The following is a 16,519-nucleotide window of genomic DNA, read 5'->3' on the forward strand; positions in this document are numbered from 1 at the left end:
GCCCGAAGTAGATGATGTTCTCGGTGAACGCGAAGCCGGCACCGACGAAGCCGGCGTAGACGATCCCGTCGACGATCCCGTCGAACTCGCGGCGCCGGAACAGCAGGAGCCCGACGAGGAACGCGCCCTTGACGAACTCCTCCACCAGCGGCGCCGAGACCACCGCCCCGACGACGTCGCCCTGCCCCTGGCCGAGCAGCAGCTCGGCCGCGAGGACCGCGCTGGAGTTGATGACGAGCGCGACGAGGGCGGCCAGGCCCGCGCCCCAGAGGAAGGCGGTCAGCAGCAGCCGCGGCGGCTCCGGCTCCCACCGGTCGATCCAGGCGAAGGCGAGCAGCACGGGCCCGACGGGCAGCATCGCGCAGATCGCCCCGACGATCACGCCTCCCGCACCGATCTCGGTGCTCGCCAGTCCGATCGCGGCGAGCGCGCACACCCCCAGGACGATGAGCCCGAGGACGGGCCAGACGAGCGTGCGCCGCTGCTGGGGCGCAAGCCGGACCGGGGAGGCGATCACCCTGCCGCAGGGTAGTGCCGAGCAGGCCCCCCGGCCGGGCGGGGGACTCAGCGGCGGCGGCCGCGGTCCCCGATCGCGTGCGGCGGGCCGCGTCGGCTGCGCGACGGCGGCGGGGTCGGCCGCGCGACCGGCGCCCACCGTTCGGCGCCGGCCACGGCCTGCAGCCGTGGCGCGGCGCGGACCTCGTCGCGCTCCAGGTGCGACCGGAGCCGTTCCAGCTCGGCGCGCAGCCCGGCGATCTCCTCGGCCGTCTCCGAGGCCACCTCGCGGCGCACCGCCTGCTCGACGGTGAGCTCGTGCCCGCGCCGCGCGTCGACCTCGGCGGCCAGCTCGAGCTCGTAGGTCCGGCGCGGCGCCTCCTCGCGGGCGGCGACGGCCGCCTCGTCCGGTCCGGCGCTTCGCCGCGCGAACGCGGCGACCGCGAGCAGCGCCGCCCAGAGCCCCGCGACGACGCCGAGCCGCAGCAACCGGCCGTCCTCGGCCAGCACCACGACGACCGCCGCGACCAGCGCGAGCACGAAGGTCAGCGTCAGGAGCAGTCGGACGAGCGGGTCCGCGGCGCGGCGCGCGGGGACCGGCGCCGGGCGGGGCGCTCGGCGACCGGCACCCGCGTCCGGGCCGGCGGCCCCGTCGGCGGCTGCCATGCGCGCAGCCTACCGAGAGCGATCACCCGGCCACGGTCCGGTGGACGATCAGCGGTCCGGCTTCGGTGGGGCGTCCTGGTCGTCGGGGGTGCGGCAGCACCACTCGAGGCCCAGCGCGGCCGCCACGAGGACCGCCGCTCCGACGATCCCGATGACGGCCGCGACGGTGTCCGACGCCGCCGCGGCCACCTGCGCGCGGCGGGGCAGGACGTAGGCGAGCACCCCGCACCACGCGCCGCCGACGAGCGCCCCGGCGAGCGCCGAGGCCTTCGCGAGGGCGACGGCGCGCGCGGCGGCGAGGGCGTCGACCGGACGCGCGCCGGGGCGGCGCCGGATGCGGCGGTAGAGCACCACCGCCGTGCCCGCCTCCACCAGCCCCAGCACGAGGAACGTCACCCCCGCCGGCGCAGGCAGCGGGGGCAGCGCCCCGTAGAACTGGCCGAGCAGGAGGTTGACGACGAGCCCCGCCGCGACCGCGATGACGAGCAGCACCGACGGGCTGGTCCGCGTCGTCACGCCACGCGCCCCGTCGCGACGACGCCGTCCCGCTCCGCCGCGGGCAGTGCGGCGAGCAGGTCGGCGATCCGGCCGCCGCCCGGGACCACGGTGTCCGGCTCGATCTCCGCCCAGGGCACCAGGACGAACGCCCGTTCGGCCAGCCGCGGGTGCGGCAGCAGCAGCTCGGGGTCGGTGCTGGTGACCGCCGCACCGTCGGACTCCACGGTGAGGACGTCGACGTCGAGGGTGCGCGGGCCCCACCGCACCGCCGCCGGCGACCGGTCCCGTCCGCGGGCCCGCTCGGCCTGGCGGGCCCGGTCGAGCCAGTCGCGCGGACCCGCCGCCGGGTCGTCGACGGCGACGACGAGGTTGAGGAAGTCGTCCTGCGCCACGCCACCCCACGGGGCGGTGGCGTAGGTCCCGGAGATAGACGTCGTCCAGGGGTGGAGGACCTCGAGCGCGTGGCGCAGGTGGGCCTCGCGGTCCCCGACGTTGGATCCCAGGGAGAGCACCGCCCGGGTCACGCGCGGCTCCGCGTGATGCGCACCGCGACGTCGTCGAACGCACGGGCGATGGGGGCCTGCGGCTTGTGCAGCACGACCTCGACCATGGCCACCCGCGGGTCCTCGAGCACCACGGCGGCGACGTCGGCGGCCACCGCCTCGATCAGCGCGCGGGGCGGGCCCTCGACGACCGCGGCCGCGGCCTCGGCGAGGGCGCCGTAGTCGACGGTGTCGGCAAGCTGGTCGCTGCGCCCGGCCGTGGCGAGGTCGGTCGAGAGCACGAGGTCGAGCACGAAGTCCTGCCCGTCGCGGCGCTCGTGGTCGAACACCCCGTGGTGCCCGCGCACCCGCAGGCCGCGCAGCTCGATGCGGTCGGCCGGGTCGGTCACGGCGCCCGCGCTCGTCACGGGTCGGCCCTCGCCCGGGAGGTCCCCCAGTGCCAGGCCGCCGCGACGGCGACCGCGTCGAGCGAGGCCGAGACCTCATGCACCCGCACGCCCCAGGCCCCGGCGTTCGCGGCGAGCGCGGTGACCGCGGCCGTGGCGTGCTCGCGGCCGTCCGGGCGGCGGGGCGTGCCCTCGTCGTCGGCGAGCAGCGCCCCGAGGAACCGCTTGCGCGAGGCGCCGATGAGCACCGGGAACCCCAGCGCCGCGAACACGTCGATCTTGCGCAGCAGCTGCCAGTTGTGGGCGGCGGTCTTGGCGAAGCCCAGGCCCGGGTCGAGCACCAGCAGCGCCGGGTCGACCCCGGCGAGCACCGCGCGGTCGACCTGCTCGACGAGCTCGGCCCGCACCTCCCCGACGACGTCCTCGTAGCTCGCGAGCTGCTGCATGTGCCGGGCGTGGCCGCGCCAGTGCATGAGCACCCAGCCCACGCCGGTGTCGGCGACGACCCGCGCCATCTGCGGGTCGGCGAGCCCGCCGGACACGTCGTTGACCAGCTCCGCGCCCGCGTCGATGGCGGCCGCCGCCACCTGCGCGCGGGTGGTGTCCACGCTGACCCGGACCCCGGCGGCGACCAGGTCGGCGACCACCGGGACGACCCGCGCGGTCTCCGTCTCGGCGTCCACCCGCCCGGCGCCGGGCCGGGTGGACTCCCCGCCGACGTCGACGTAGGTGGCGCCGCGCACCGACATCGCGAGGCCGTGGGCCACCGCGTCGTCGCGGTCGAGCCACCGGCCGCCGTCGGAGAACGAGTCGGGGGTGACGTTGAGGACGCCCATCACCAGGCAGTGGTCGGGACGCGGCAGCCGGCGGCGGGCAGCCGGCTCCGGGCGGGGGGCCCCGGAGGCGGGCGGCTCGGGTGCGGGCGCCACGCTCAGCCGCCCCGGATCAGCCCGAGGGCCTCGGCGCGGGTGCTCGCGGACGTTTTGAGCATGCCGCGCACGGCCGAGGTCGTCGTCCGCGACCCGGGCTTGCGCACCCCGCGCGCGGACATGCACTGGTGCTCGGCGTCGATGACGACGATGACCCCGCGGGCGTCGAGCGCGCGGTCGAGGGCGTCGGCGACCTGGGTGGTCAGCCGCTCCTGCACCTGCGGCCGCCGGGCGTAGACGTCGACCAGCCGGGCGAGCTTGGACAGCCCGGTCACCCGGCCGTCCGGGCCGGGCAGGTAGGCCACGTGCGCCACCCCGTGGAACGGCAGCAGGTGGTGCTCGCACATCGAGAACATCGGGATGTCCCGCACGAGGACCAGTTCGTCGTGGTTCTCGGAGAAGGTCCGCTGGAGCACCTCGTCCGGGTCGGCGCCGAGGCCCGCGAACAGCTCGCGGTAGGCGCGGGCGACCCGGGCCGGGGTGTCGCGGAGACCCTCGCGGTCCGGGTCCTCCCCGATGCCGATGAGGATGTCCCGCACGGCCGCCTCGATGCGCGGCGCGTCGAACGTGTCCTCGGCACCGTCCGCGTCGCGCCCGTTGCCGCTGCGCTGCGTGGTCGGCACGACCGTGTCCTCGCTGGTCGTCACGTCTCCCTCACCCCGGTGCTCTGCTGCGGGACGGGGCAGGGCCTCCCGGAGTCGGGCCTCCGGTGGAGGGTGGCCGCCGTTGGTCAGCTCTCCGTACGGCCGTCGGGTCGACGACCATCTGGATCACCGTACGGGTTCGGAGCGCCGTCGCCAGGTGACGTGAACGACCCGCCGTGGGGCTGTTCGGGCTCGGACCCGCTGCGCCGGCCGGACGAGGGCGCGTCCTCGGGCGCCGCGTGCTGTCCGCCCGGGGAGCCCCAGGGGGTGGGTCCCGAGCCGTACTGCCCGGACTGCCCCGAACCGTACTGGCCGGCCTGGCCGGACTGCCCCGAGCCGTGCTGCCCGTAGGGCCGCGAGCCCGACTCCCACGAGGTGCCCCGCGGCGTCGTCGCCGGGGTCCACCCGGGAGGCGCGCCGTAGTTCGGAGGGACCGACGAGGGCGGCTGGGAGGACCCACCGGTGCGGTAGACGTCGGGGATGCCCCAGCCCGTCGAGCCGCGGCCCGACTGGTCACCGGCACCCTGGCGGCCCTGGTCCGGGCCGCTCGCGGTGGGCGTCCCGACCGGCGGCGTGTTGGGCGCGCCCCACCCGGACGGCACGCCGTTCTGCCCCGCCCCGTTGTGCGCGGGGTTGTTCTGTCCGGACCCGTTCTGCCCGGACCCGTTCTGCCCGGCCCCGTGCCCGTTGCTGGCGCCGACGCGGGCCGGCTGGCGCTCGTCCTCCGGCGGCCACGCCTCGCCGCGCTCCGTCGCGATCTCCCGCCGCGTCTTGATCGGCGGCCGGTCGGAGGGCGTGCGCTCGCCGAAGTCGTTGAAGGCGGTGATGCGCGGGCGCTTGGTCACCGACGCGAACAGCCGCTCGAGGTCCTTGCGCTGCAGCGTCTCGTGCTCGATCAGCTCCGCGGTCAGCGAGTCGAGCGCGTCGCGGTGGGTGCTGAGGATCTCCCACGCCTCGGTGTGCGCCGCCTCGATGAGCTTGCGCACCTCCTCGTCGATCTCGTGGGCGACCTCGAGCGAGTAGTCCGCCTGCCGGCCCGCGGTGCGGCCGAGGAAGGGCTCGCCCTGCTCCTGGCCGTACTTGACCGCGCCGAGCCGGCCGCTCATGCCGTACTCGGTGACCATCGCGCGGGCGATCTTCGTCGCCTGCTCGATGTCGGAGGAGGCCCCCGTGGTCGGCTCGTGGAACACCAGCTCCTCGGCAGAGCGCCCACCCATCGCGAACACCAGGCGCGCGATCATCTCGGAGCGGGTCATGAGCTCCTTGTCGTCCTCGGGGACGACGAGGGCGTGCCCGCCGGTGCGACCGCGAGGCAGGATCGTGACCTTGTAGACCGGCTCGATGTCCGGCATCGCCCAGGCGGCCAGCGCGTGGCCGGCCTCGTGGTAGGCGGCGACCTTCTTCTCCTGCTCGGAGATGATGCGGCTCTTGCGGGCCGGGCCGCCGATCACGCGGTCGACCGACTCCTCGAGCGCCGCCGCCGTGATCTGCTGCTGGTTGAGCCGCGCGGTGAGCAGGGCGGCCTCGTTGAGGACGTTCGCGAGGTCGGCGCCGGAGAACCCGACGGTGCGCTTGGCCAGGCCGTCGAGGTCGGCGTCCGGGGCGAGCGGCTTGCCCTTCCCGTGCACCTCCAGGATCGCGCGGCGACCGGCGAGGTCGGGCGCGGCCACCGGGATCTGGCGGTCGAAGCGGCCGGGCCGCAGCAGCGCCGGGTCGAGGATGTCGGGCCGGTTCGTGGCGGCGATGAGGATGATCCCGCCGCGGGCGTCGAAGCCGTCCATCTCGACGAGCAGCTGGTTCAGCGTCTGCTCGCGCTCGTCGTGCCCGCCGCCCATGCCGGCGCCGCGGTGGCGACCGACGGCGTCGATCTCGTCGACGAACACGATGCAGGGGGAGTTCTGCTTGGCCTGCTCGAACAGGTCGCGCACGCGGGACGCGCCGACGCCGACGAACATCTCCACGAAGTCCGACCCGGAGATCGTGTAGAAGGGCACCCCGGCCTCGCCGGCCACCGCGCGGGCGAGCAGCGTCTTGCCGGTGCCGGGCGGGCCGTAGAGCAGCACGCCCTTCGGGATCTTCGCGCCGAGCGCCTGGTAGCGCGTCGGGTTCTGCAGGAAGTCCTTGATCTCGTAGAGCTCCTCGACGGCCTCGTTCGCGCCCGCGACGTCGGCGAAGGTCGTCTTCGGCATGTCCTTGTTGAGCTGCTTGGCCTTGGACTTGCCGAACGAGAGCACACGGTTCCCGCCGCCCTGGGCGTTCATCAGCCAGAACAGCATCACCAGCACGAGGGCCAGCGGGATCAGGTAGATCAGCATCTGGCCGAGCAGGGACTCCTGGGTCACCTGCGTGTCGAACCCGTCACGCGCGGGGTTCTGCCGGAGCTCGGAGAAGATCTGGCCGCCGGCGGCCGCCGGGTACTGCGCGTAGATCTCGTTGGTCCGGACGGGGGCCCCGGTGGTGCCGTCCGCCGGCGGCACGTCCACGGGGTTGACCAGCGTCATCCGCAGACGCTGTTCCTTGTCCTCGACCGTGACCGAGGCGACGTTGCGCGCGTCGATCTGCTGGAGGGCCAGGGACGTGGACGCCTGCGTGTAGCCGCGCGTGTCGCTGAACAGCGACGACACGGCCAGGTAGACGACGAAGAGCACCACGATCCAGATGAGCGGATTGCGGAGCAGGCGCTTGCGGTCCATGCGGTGGCGGCCGGTCCGGCCTCGACCCTCCCCGGGTTTGCTGCTGCCGTCTCGTCTCCCGGGACCGTGCCCACCGAGCCGGCGACGCCTCAGCGGCGCCCGCGCGGGTGTACGCCCGGGTTGCGTTCCAGGGAAGCCCTGATCTGCTCAATGTACCCCGGGGCACCGACACCCGGCCGCGCGCGGCGGCCGCTGCGGGCCCCGGAGCCGTCCGCCGTGGGCGAACCGAGGTCAGCGGCGGCGCCGGGCGGTCCCGAACATTCCGCGCGTGATCTCCTGGGTCGCCTGCCGCGCGACCGAGCGCACGATCTGCTTGAAGAGCGAGCTCTTCATCGCCTTCTCGAAGATCCCCGGCTCCTCGTCCTGCTCCGGCGGCGGGGCCTGCGGCGGCGCCGGCTGCGGGGGCTGGTCGGCGGGCACCGACTCGGCCGGGGTGTCGGGCGCCTGGTTCGCGCCGGTGCGGGCGGCGAGCCGCTCGTAGGCCGACTCCCGGTCCACGGTGTCGCCGTACTTGGCCCACAGCGGCGACGCCTTGGCCGACTCCGTCACCGCCGGCTCCCCGATCGCCGCCATGAGCGAGCGCGGGGCCCGCAGCCGCGTCCAGGCGACCGGGGTCGGGGCGCCGCGCTCCGAGAGCACGGTGACGATCGCCTCGCCGATGCCCAGCGAGGTCAGCGCCGTCTCGATGTCGTAGACCTTCGACCTGGGGTAGGTGCGCGCGGTCCGCGTCAGCGCCTTCTGGTCGTAGGGGGTGAAGGCGCGCAGCGCGTGCTGCACCCGCGCCCCGAGCTGGGAGAGCACGTCGTTGGGGATGTCGGTGGGCAACTGCGTGCAGAAGAACACGCCCACCCCCTTGGACCGGATGAGCTTCACCGTCTGCTCGATGCGGTCCAGGAACGCCTTCGACGCGTCGGCGAAGAGCAGGTGCGCCTCGTCGAAGAAGAAGACGAGCTTGGGCTTGTCGATGTCGCCGGCCTCGGGGAGGTCCTCGAAGAGCTCGGCGAGCAGCCACATGAGGAAGGTCGAGAACAGCGTCGGGTCGGCCTGCTGGTCGGCGAGCTCGAGGAGCGTGACCACGCCCTTTCCGTCCTCGACGGTGAGCAGGTCGGCCGGGTCGAACTCCGGCTCGCCGAAGAACTCGTCGCCGCCGCGCGCTTCGAGGTTGACCAGCGCCCGGAGGATGACGCCGGCCGTCGACGCGGAGACCCCACCGATGCCCTTGAGCTGCTCCTTGCCCTCGTCGGAGAGCAGGTGCTGGATCACCGCGCGTAGGTCCTTGGTGTCCAGCAGCGCGAGACCCTGCTGGTCCGCCCAGTGGAAGATCAGTCCGAGCGTGGACTCCTGCGTGGCGTTGAGCCCCAGCACCTTCGACAGCAGGATCGGGCCGAACGCCGTGATCGTCGCGCGGACCGGGACGCCGATCCCCCGCCCGCCGAGGGAGAGGAAGCGCACCGGGAAGGCGGTCGGCGCCCAGTCGTCGCCGGTCTCCTGGGCGCGCTCGGCGGTGCGGTCGCTGGTCTCCCCGGGCCGGGCCAGGCCCGACAGGTCGCCCTTGACGTCGGCGAGCAGCACGGGGACGCCCGCCGCGGAGCACTGCTCGGCGAGGTTCTGCAGCGTCTTCGTCTTGCCCGTGCCGGTCGCGCCGGCGACGAGGCCGTGGCGGTTCAGCGTCGCGAACGGGATCCGGACGCGGGCCGACGCGTCGGCGGTGTCGTCGACGACGACCGCACCGAGCTCGAGCGCGGCACCCTCGGTCGTGTAGCCGGCGGCGATCTCGGCGGCAGCGTTCTCGCTCACGGGCGGGAGACTAGCGGGTCGGGCGCGACCGGTCGTCGAGCCGCGCGGCTGCCCCTCGCCGAGTGGAGCGCGGTGGCTGCCGGGGCAACCGTGCAGGCCCACTCGGAGCGGGCGTCCGGCACCTGCGCGGCTCCGCGTGCGGCCGGCGGGACGAGATCAGGGAGCCCTGTGCGGCCGATGGAGATCCGCTCGGGGTGCAGTGACTCCCTCGGCGTGGACCCCGTTTCGACCCGCTCATCCGCGCTGTCAGTGGAGCGCCACCGTTGACACCCCGGCCCACCTACCGCGCCGGCAGGTCCACCCGCGTCGCGATCGTCTGGCCGCGCTGGTCCCGCTCCCCGGTGATCGTCACCTGCGCCCCGACGACGAGCGCCCCGTTCCCGTTGGCCGCCGGGGTGGCGACGATGGTGCCGGGGGTGGTCTGCAGCGCGCTCTGGGTGCCGTCGGCGGCGCGGACCGTGACCACGGGCGAACCGCCGGGCGGGGTGTCGACCGCTGCGATGACGCCGACGGTGGGCGGGACCGAGCCCGGCCCCGTCGCCGGTGCGGTGGCCCGCCCGATGAGCATCCCGGCGCCCAGGAACACCACCGCGCCGAGCACCAGCAGCAGGATGCGGGTGGAGCGGGCCACCCCGGGGCGGTTGAGGCGGTCGCGGACGTCGGTGTCGTCCATGGGGCGGTCGAGGACCTCGGCGGAGGTGGGCGGCGGGCCTGCGGTCCGGGTCGGGCCGTCGTCCCAGCCCCGGGCGGCCCCGCCGCCGCTGCCGACGGTGTCCGGCCCGAACGCCGGCTGCGGGCTGGGTCTGTTGATCGGCCCGGTGTCCGAGGACTCGTCACGCTCGGACGCGGTCGCGGGTCCGTGCGACGTCCGGGTGGTCTCGGTGGTCGGCGCCGACTCCTCGGGTCGGGGCCCGTCCTCGTCCGCCATCAGGGTTCCTCCCTGGTCGGTGTGCCCGCGCGGCTATTCACGTCGCAGGGCCTCGATGGGGCGCAGCCGCGAGGCGCGACGCGCGGGGTAGCCGCCGAAGAACACCCCGATGCCGACCGACACCACGACTGCGATGACCACGGCGGTGGGCACGACGATGGCGCGGAACCCGCCGGGCAGCGGGATGAAGGTCAGCCCGATCCCGATGCCCACGCCGATCAGCCCGGCCAGCGCCGAGAGGATCACCGACTCGACCAGGAACTGGGCAAGGATCGCCGAGGGTGGCGCGCCGAGGGCCTTGCGGATCCCGATCTCGCGGGTCCGTTCGGTGACCGACACGAGCATGATGTTGGTGATCCCGATCCCGCCGACCAGCAGCGAAATCCCCGCGATCCCGGCCAGCAGCAGCGACAGCGTGGACAGCGTCGAGTTCAGGACCTGGGCGATCTGTGCGGAGCTGATCAGCTGGTAGTCGCGGTCGTTCGGATCGGTGATGCCGTGGCGGCGGTCGAGGATCGAGTAGATCTCGGACTCGGCGGCGTTCTGCACCGCCGTGGAGCGGGCCCCGACGACGATCTGGCTGAGGTTCCCGAACCCGGTCAGCGCGCTCTGCACCGTGCTCAGCGGGGCGAGCACGTTGGAGTCGGCGTTGGAGAACCCGCCGCCCTGCCCCTTGGACTGCAGGACCCCGATGACCTGGAACGGCGAGCCGTTGAGCAGCACGGTCCGTCCGACCGCGTTCCCGGAGCCGAACAGGTCGGTGGCCACAGTGCTGCCCAGGGTCACGACCGGCCGGTTGCCGTCGACGTCGGCGAGGTCGTATGCCCGCCCGGAGGCGACGGTGGTGTTCGACCCGGGGAAGTAGTCCGGGGTGCTGCCGATCACCGGGTCGGTCTCGGAGTTCGCCCCGGCCGCGATCGTGGCCGAGGTCTGGACCACCGGCGCCACGTAGGCGATGTCCGGCGCGCCCTGCGGGTCGGACAGCGCCGTCGCGTCCGCCGGAGACAACGGCCGCGAGGACGCCCCCGCCGACGCCCCCGCCGTTCCGGACGCGGCGCGGGGCGCGACGGTGATGCTGTTCGCGCCGAGACCGGTGATCTGGTTGGTGATGAACGCGGAGGCGCCGTTGCCGAGCGCCGTCAGGATGATCACCGCGGCGATCCCGATGATGATCCCCAGCATCGTCAGCAACGACCGCAGCCGGTTGGCCAGGAGCGCCCTGACGGCGAAGCGGAGGATCTCGACGCTGCTCACCGTGGCACGACCTTCTGCTCCCCGAGCCGCCCGTCGGTGACGACGACCGTCCGGTCCGCCCGCGCGGCGACCGCCTCCTCGTGGGTGATGAGGACGATGGTGCGCCCCGTCGCGTGGAGGCCGTCGAACAGCTCCAGGACGTCCCGCGTGCTCGCGGAGTCGAGGTTGCCGGTGGGCTCGTCGGCCAGCAGCAGCGCCGGCCTGGTCACCAGCGCCCGCGCCACCGCCACGCGCTGCTGCTGACCACCGGAGAGCTCGTTGGGTCGGTGATCGGCCCGGTCCGCGAGACCCACCAGGTCCAGCGCGGCCTCGGTGCGCTCGCGACGGTGACGCCGCGACACACCCGCGTAGACCATCGGCAGTTCGACGTTGGCGAACGCCGTCGTGCGCGGGATGAGGTTGAACGACTGGAAGATGAACCCGATCTGCCGGTTGCGCAGCACCGACTGCTGGCGCTCGTCGAGGTCGGCGACATCCAGGCCGTCGAGCAGGTAGCGCCCCGAGGTCGGGGCGTCGAGGCAGCCCAGGATGTTGAGCAGCGTCGACTTCCCCGACCCGGACTGCCCGACGACCGCGACGAACTCCCCGCGCTCCACGACCAGGTCCACGTCGCGTAGCGCGTGCACCGCGGTGTCGCCCTCGCCGTAGACCTTCGACAGCCTCCGCACGTCGAGGACCGGCGCCTCCGAGCCCTTCCCCGGGGCGCTCGTCATGGTCCGTCGAGCCTCATCGCCGGGCGCCTCCACCCGCACCGCCTCCGGCCCCACCGGCGCCGCCGCCTCCAGGACGCCCCGGGGTGGCGGCCGTGGCGGACGCCTGCGGCAGCACCACGAGGTCGCCCAGCGAGAGCCCGGAGGTCACCTGGGTCACCGTGTCCGAGGCCAGCCCGGTCCCGATCGTGCGCTGCACCGTCGTCCCGTCGGGCTGGAGCACCTGGACCGTGGCCTGCCCCGAGTCCGCCCCGCCCACCGGTGTCACGGCAGCCGACGGCAGGAACGTCACGTCATCGGCCTGCCGCGTGGTGATCGAGACACTCGCCGACATCCCCGGCCGCATCCCCGGCGGCGGGGCCGGCATCAGGATCGCGGTGCCGTACTGGACCGTCGTCTGCGCGCCCGGCAACAGGTTGATCGAGGTCACTGTGCCCGGGATCTTCTGCCCCGCCAGCGCGTTGACCGAGACCGCCACGGGCTGCCCGTTGGCGACCTTCCCGACGTCGAGCTCGGGCACCTGGGCCACGACCTGCATCGCCTGCAGGTTCGCGATCGTCATGACGGCGGGCGCGCTGGGCGCCGCCGTGGCGGTCGAGCTCCCCGTCGAGCCGGTGCCCGCCGCGGAGCCGGTGGCCCCGCCGGCGCCGCCCGAGGTGGAGGTCCCGGTCGTCGTCGACTGGCCCGACCCCGCGCCGCTCGAGATCGCCGACCCGTCCGGCAGCCGCCCGCCGGCCGGGTTGCCGGTCGCGGTCGAGCTGACGACGATCCCTTCCGGTCCCGCGAGCTGCCCCACGATGCCGTCGAGCGAGACCACGGTGCCGTCCTCGGGGGCGACGAGATCGAGGTTCTGCGTGGCCTGGAAGGCCGTGATCCGGTTGGCCTTGGCCTGGTCGAGCGTGGCCTGGGCGCTCAGGACCTGCGCCTCACCCGGGTCCGAGGAGGTCTTCGCGGTCGTACTCGAGGTCGACGTGCCGGCCGTCGACGTGCCGGCCGTCGAGGTCGAGGTCGTCGAGGTCGAGGTCGTCGAAGACGTCGAAGACGTCGAACCGCCGGTGGTCTGCTCCGGCATCGGCTGGACGTCCTCGACCCCGGAACCTGGGTGAGCGAAGTATCCGCCGACGACCAGTCCGTGCTGCGCCGGAGGTGGCGCCGGGGCCGGGGCCGGGGCCGGGGCTGGGGCTGGGGCTGGGGCCACCGCAGCCCGTGGGGAGGTCGGCATGGTCGTTGGTGTGCCGGCGGTCGACATCGTCGACATCGCCGAGGCGGTGCTGGTCCCGGCGGTGCTTGCAGTGGTCGACGTCGACGTCGATTGCGGGTGCGCCTTCTGGTAGTACGCGTCGTCCAGCGCCTGCTCGTCCGACGCGACCTGGGCGTCGGCGGCCTTGAGATTGGCGGTGGCGAACTCGTTGTCGAGCCGCGCCACGGTCTGGCCCTTGGTCACGTGGTCGCCGAGCTTCACCCGGAGCTCGGCGATCTTGCCGCTCACCGAGAAGTTCAGGGTCGCGCTGGTCCCGGTCGTCACCGTCCCGGCCGCGGTCACCGTCTCCGCGACCGTCCCGCGGCCGACCGGGGTCGTCCGCAGGGACGAGCTCGAGCTCGAACTCTTCGTCAGCGCGTACGTGGTACCGCCGGCGGCGAGCAGCACGACGAGCACGATGGCGCCGTTCACAATCCAGAGTCGTCTCGACCCGCCAGCCGGCATGCGCGGCAGACTAGGGCTTCTTAAGTCTGTGAATCAGCCGGGGTGGTCGTGAACCGGTAGCGGGCTTCCAGTCCTGTTTCGCCCGTATGACGGTCAGGCGTACACCGAAGGGTGCAACGTCCCGATGTAGGGCAGATCGCGGTACCGCTCTGCGTAGTCGAGCCCGAACCCGACCACGAATTCGTTCGGGATGTCGAATCCCACGTACGCGATGTCGACGTCGAGCTTCGCGGCCTCGGGCTTGCGCAGCAGCGTGACCACCTGGAGCGAGGCGGGTCCGCGCGACTCGAGGTTCTTGCGCAGCCAGGACAGCGTCAGTCCGGAGTCGATGATGTCCTCGACGATGAGGACGTGCCGGTTCGAGATGTCGCGGTCGAGGTCCTTGAGGATCCGCACCACGCCCGACGAGGACGTCGCCGAGCCGTACGAGCTGATCGCCATGAACTCGAGCTGGGTGGCGAGGGGCAGGCGCCGGGCGAGGTCGGTCATGAACATCACCGCGCCCTTGAGCACTCCCACCAGGAGGAGGTCCGGCTCCCCGGGCCGCGGCTCGCCGTACGCGGCGGCGATGGTGTCCGCCAGCTCCGCGATCTTGTCCTGGATCTCGTCGGAGGTGATCAGCACGGACGCGATGTCGCCGTCGTACACCTTGAGCGGACTCCTTCGTCGGACTCGGCGGTTCCCGGTGGATCAACCCGCCGGCCCTCGCGGGGCCCGGCGCAGCGCCAGCCTGCCACGCGTCCGGATGACCTCCAAGCCGCCCGGAAGTGACGGTGGCCCCTGTCCACGCCAGCGGGCGACGAGCGCGTCGACGCCGCGCAGCTGGGCATCGTCGAACCCCCGCACCCCCGCCTCGGCCAGCCACGCGCGCAGGACCCGCCGGCGCACGGCCGCGGGCAACGGCGCGAGCACCGCCGCGTCGAGCGTGCCCTCCTCGTCGCGGGCACCCGGGAGGACCTGCGCGGCCGCCGCGGCGAGCGCGGCGTCGTCGTCGGCGAGCTGGTCGGCGGTGCGGGCCAGCGCCTCGGCGACGCCCCCGGAGAGGACGTCCTCGAGCAGCGGGAGCACCTCGCGGCGCAGCCGCACGCGGGTGTAGCGGGCGTCGGCGTTGTGGGGGTCCTCCCAGGGCTCCAACCCCGCCTCCGCGCACGCCGCCCGGGTGGTGGCGCGGCGGACGCCGAGCAGCGGGCGGCACCACGGCGGGTCGAGGCGGCGCATCCCTGCGAGCGACCGCGCCCCCGACCCTCGCCCGAGCCCGAGCAGCACCGTCTCCGCCTGGTCGTCGAGGGTGTGCCCGAGCAGCACGGGGGCGTCGCCCCGCGCCGCCGACTCCGCGCGCAGCGCCGCGTACCGCGCCCGGCGGGCCGCGGCCTCGGGCCCGTCGCCCGCCGCCGTCACCGTCAGGACCGCGACCCGCGCCTCGATGCCGAGCCGGTCGAGCGCTCCGCACGCCGTCCGCGCGGTCGCGTCGGAGCCCGGCTGCAGGCCGTGGTCGACGACGACGCCGTGCACGGTCGTCCCGCGGGCCCCCGCCACGTGCGCGGTGGCGGCGGCCAGGGCGAGCGAGTCGGCGCCCCCGGAGCAGGCCACGACGACGTCGGGTGGGCCCATCGCGTCGAGCGCCGCGCGCAGGGCGCGGCGCACCTCGGCCGTCGCCGGCGGGACGGGCGTCATGACCGCCGGCCCGCCGTCACGACCGCACGCCGGCCCGCGCCCGCAGCAGCCGTCAGCCGTGCACGCGCCGGACCCAGGCCGCGGGCTCGGTGATCTCCGCCCGGCGCGGCAGCGTCTCCGGCGAGGTCCACACCGCGTTGAACCCCTCCATCCCGACCGTCGCGACGACCTCGTCGACGAACACCCGGCCCTGCTCGTACTGCTGGATCTTCGCCTGGACGCCCAGCAGCACCCGGAGCAGCCGGTCGACCGGGCCGCCGCCGCGCCGCCGCGCGGAGAACCGCCGCCGGATGACCTCGACCGACGGGACGACCGTCGGCCCGACCTCGTCCATGACGTGCTCGGCGTGGCCCTCGAGCAGGGTGGTGAGCGCGAGCAGCCGGTCGAGGATCGCGCCCTGCTCCGGCCCCTGGATCAGCTCGAGCAGCGAGACGTCGGTCCGCGAGCGCAGCGCCTTGACGACCTCGGGCAGCCGCTCCACCGCCGTCGTGACCCCGCTCTCCATCCCGGAGGCGAACGAGGTGACCTCGGCGCGGAAGTGGTCGCGCAGCCACGGCACCGCGGTGAACTGCAGGCGGTGGGTGGCCTCGTGCACGCACACCCACAGCGCGAAGTCGTCGGCGTCGACGTCGAGGGCCTCGCGGGCAGCGGTGACGTTCGGCGCGACGAGCAGGAGGTGCCCGGCCTGCGCCGGCCCGGCGAAGGGGTCGTACTGGCCGAGGACCTTGGTGGACAGGAACGCGAGCAGCCCGCCCATCTGCGCGGCGGCGACCGACGAGGTCACCTCGCTCGCGGCACGGGCGAGCGCGCCCGGGCGGCCCGCACGCGCCGTCGGGAGCCGGACGCCGGAGGTGAGCTCCGCGATGCCCTGGGTGGCCGACGCGATCCACCCGGGCCGGTCGACGACGGCGGCCTCGGGCACCGGCAGGTCGACGCCGAGCCCGGTGAGCTCGCGGACGTGCCCCTCACCACGGCGGGCGCCCTCGGTCAGCCGCCGGACCTCGGCCGCGGCCTCGTCCGCCGAGACCGCCGGCCCCGGCGGCACCAGGCGCGAGCCCGTGGTGGCGGCGAGCCCCCAGCGCACGGGCAGCCCCGTGGGCGCGCCCTGCTCGGCGTGCTCCGCCTGCACGGCGGTGTCCTCGACGGTCACTCCTCCACCGTACGGCGAACCGTGTCAGCGGCAGCCGCACCCGCGGAGCGCCGCGGCCAGCGCGTCCAGGCGGGGTCGGGCGCCCACCGGGTCGGGCCCGTTGGACATGAACGCGAAGACGAGCAGGCGCCCGTCGTCGTCGGGGACCACGCCGGCGAGCGCGTTGGTCCCGGTGAGCGTCCCGGTCTTGGCGCGCACGTAGCCGCGGGCGTCGCCGCTCGGGGTGCCCGCGGTGAAACGGTCGGCCAGCGTGCCGGTGCCGGCCGCGATCGGCAGCCCGTCGAGGACCGGGCGCAGCGCCGGGGTGCGGGGGTCGGCGCCCAGCGGCGCGGCGGCCGGGGTGAGGACCGCGGCGAGCACCGAGGCGGGGATGCGGTCGTTCGTGGAGAGCCCGGAGGTGTCCGAGAGCGTCACCGACGCGGCGTCGATCCCGTGGCCGGTGAGGGTCCTCGTCACCGAGGAGGCGGCGCCCTCGAACGACGCCGGG

17 protein-coding genes are annotated in these 16,519 nt (G+C 74.6%); all 17 read right to left on the reverse strand.

What is annotated here, in order from left to right; translation table 11 throughout:
* Nucleotides 1–517 (reverse strand): PrsW family intramembrane metalloprotease (locus VGH76_RS18030; RefSeq protein ID WP_331558089.1); only part of this gene is annotated, 517 nt, incomplete at its 3' end.
* Nucleotides 518–564: 47 nt separating this feature from the next.
* Nucleotides 565–1,161: a DUF6779 domain-containing protein gene (locus tag VGH76_RS18035; protein ID WP_331558090.1), complete on the reverse strand. Its 597-nt coding sequence runs from the start codon at nt 1,159–1,161 to the stop codon at nt 565–567.
* A 48-nt stretch (nt 1,162–1,209) separates the two neighbouring features.
* Nucleotides 1,210–1,677, reverse strand: coding sequence for a DUF3180 domain-containing protein (locus VGH76_RS18040; protein WP_331558091.1), 468 nt, complete (start codon nt 1,675–1,677; stop codon nt 1,210–1,212).
* Nucleotides 1,674–2,183: a 2-amino-4-hydroxy-6-hydroxymethyldihydropteridine diphosphokinase gene (gene folK / locus VGH76_RS18045; RefSeq protein WP_331558092.1), complete on the reverse strand. Its 510-nt coding sequence runs from the start codon at nt 2,181–2,183 to the stop codon at nt 1,674–1,676. The genes VGH76_RS18040 and folK overlap by 4 nt, the downstream gene beginning before the upstream one ends.
* A complete protein-coding gene (gene folB, locus VGH76_RS18050; protein WP_331558093.1) occupies nt 2,180–2,551 on the reverse strand; it encodes a dihydroneopterin aldolase in 372 nt (123 codons plus the stop codon). The genes folK and folB overlap by 4 nt, the downstream gene beginning before the upstream one ends.
* A gap of 14 nt (nt 2,552–2,565) precedes the next feature.
* Nucleotides 2,566–3,384: a dihydropteroate synthase gene (gene folP / locus VGH76_RS18055; protein ID WP_331558104.1), complete on the reverse strand. Its 819-nt coding sequence runs from the start codon at nt 3,382–3,384 to the stop codon at nt 2,566–2,568.
* 95 nt (nt 3,385–3,479) lie between these two features.
* Nucleotides 3,480–4,100, reverse strand: a complete 621-nt coding sequence (folE, locus tag VGH76_RS18060) for a GTP cyclohydrolase I FolE (protein ID WP_331558105.1) — start codon at nt 4,098–4,100, stop codon at nt 3,480–3,482.
* A 107-nt stretch (nt 4,101–4,207) separates the two neighbouring features.
* Nucleotides 4,208–6,814, reverse strand: coding sequence for an ATP-dependent zinc metalloprotease FtsH (ftsH, locus tag VGH76_RS18065; protein WP_331558094.1), 2,607 nt, complete (start codon nt 6,812–6,814; stop codon nt 4,208–4,210).
* 231 nt (nt 6,815–7,045) lie between these two features.
* A complete protein-coding gene (locus VGH76_RS18070) occupies nt 7,046–8,611 on the reverse strand; it encodes a helicase HerA-like domain-containing protein (RefSeq protein ID WP_331558095.1) in 1,566 nt (521 codons plus the stop codon).
* A 280-nt stretch (nt 8,612–8,891) separates the two neighbouring features.
* Entirely contained in the window at nt 8,892–9,539 is a 648-nt protein-coding gene (locus VGH76_RS18075; protein WP_331558096.1) for a hypothetical protein, read from the reverse strand.
* A 33-nt stretch (nt 9,540–9,572) separates the two neighbouring features.
* Nucleotides 9,573–10,793, reverse strand: a complete 1,221-nt coding sequence (locus VGH76_RS18080; protein WP_331558098.1) for an ABC transporter permease — start codon at nt 10,791–10,793, stop codon at nt 9,573–9,575.
* Entirely contained in the window at nt 10,790–11,506 is a 717-nt protein-coding gene (locus VGH76_RS18085) for an ABC transporter ATP-binding protein (RefSeq protein WP_331558099.1), read from the reverse strand. Before VGH76_RS18085 ends, VGH76_RS18080 begins: the two co-directional genes overlap by 4 nt.
* A gap of 13 nt (nt 11,507–11,519) precedes the next feature.
* The gene (locus tag VGH76_RS18090) at nt 11,520–13,175 is read right to left on the reverse strand and encodes an efflux RND transporter periplasmic adaptor subunit (RefSeq protein ID WP_331558100.1); all 1,656 of its coding nucleotides are present in this window, start codon (nt 13,173–13,175) and stop codon (nt 11,520–11,522) included.
* Nucleotides 13,176–13,301: 126 nt separating this feature from the next.
* Nucleotides 13,302–13,856, reverse strand: a complete 555-nt coding sequence (gene hpt, locus VGH76_RS18095; RefSeq protein WP_331558101.1) for a hypoxanthine phosphoribosyltransferase — start codon at nt 13,854–13,856, stop codon at nt 13,302–13,304.
* Nucleotides 13,857–13,898: 42 nt separating this feature from the next.
* Nucleotides 13,899–14,882: a tRNA lysidine(34) synthetase TilS gene (gene tilS / locus VGH76_RS18100; RefSeq protein ID WP_331558102.1), complete on the reverse strand. Its 984-nt coding sequence runs from the start codon at nt 14,880–14,882 to the stop codon at nt 13,899–13,901.
* Between the two features lie 52 nt (nt 14,883–14,934).
* Nucleotides 14,935–16,011 (reverse strand): zinc-dependent metalloprotease, encoded by a 1,077-nt coding sequence (locus tag VGH76_RS18105; RefSeq protein WP_331558106.1) that lies wholly within the window; start codon nt 16,009–16,011, stop codon nt 14,935–14,937.
* Nucleotides 16,012–16,056: 45 nt separating this feature from the next.
* Nucleotides 16,057–16,519: D-alanyl-D-alanine carboxypeptidase (locus VGH76_RS18110; RefSeq protein ID WP_331558103.1), on the reverse strand; the 463-nt coding region annotated here is incomplete at its 5' end.

Origin of the sequence: Actinomycetospora sp. (assembly GCF_036497585.1) — a bacterium.
GTDB lineage: Bacteria > Actinomycetota > Actinomycetes > Mycobacteriales > Pseudonocardiaceae > Actinomycetospora.

Bases quoted from the DNA above. Each gene is read 5' to 3' on its own strand.
- VGH76_RS18035 (WP_331558090.1), bottom strand. From the start codon at position 1,161: ATGGCAGCCGCCGACGGGGCCGCCGGCCCGGACGCGGGTGCCGGTCGC.
- folP (WP_331558104.1), bottom strand. From the start codon at position 3,384: ATGGGCGTCCTCAACGTCACCCCCGACTCGTTCTCCGACGGCGGCCGG.
- ftsH (WP_331558094.1), bottom strand. From the start codon at position 6,814: ATGGACCGCAAGCGCCTGCTCCGCAATCCGCTCATCTGGATCGTGGTG.
- VGH76_RS18075 (WP_331558096.1), bottom strand. From the start codon at position 9,539: ATGGCGGACGAGGACGGGCCCCGACCCGAGGAGTCGGCGCCGACCACC.
- VGH76_RS18085 (WP_331558099.1), bottom strand. From the start codon at position 11,506: ATGACGAGCGCCCCGGGGAAGGGCTCGGAGGCGCCGGTCCTCGACGTG.
- tilS (WP_331558102.1), bottom strand. From the start codon at position 14,882: ATGACGCCCGTCCCGCCGGCGACGGCCGAGGTGCGCCGCGCCCTGCGC.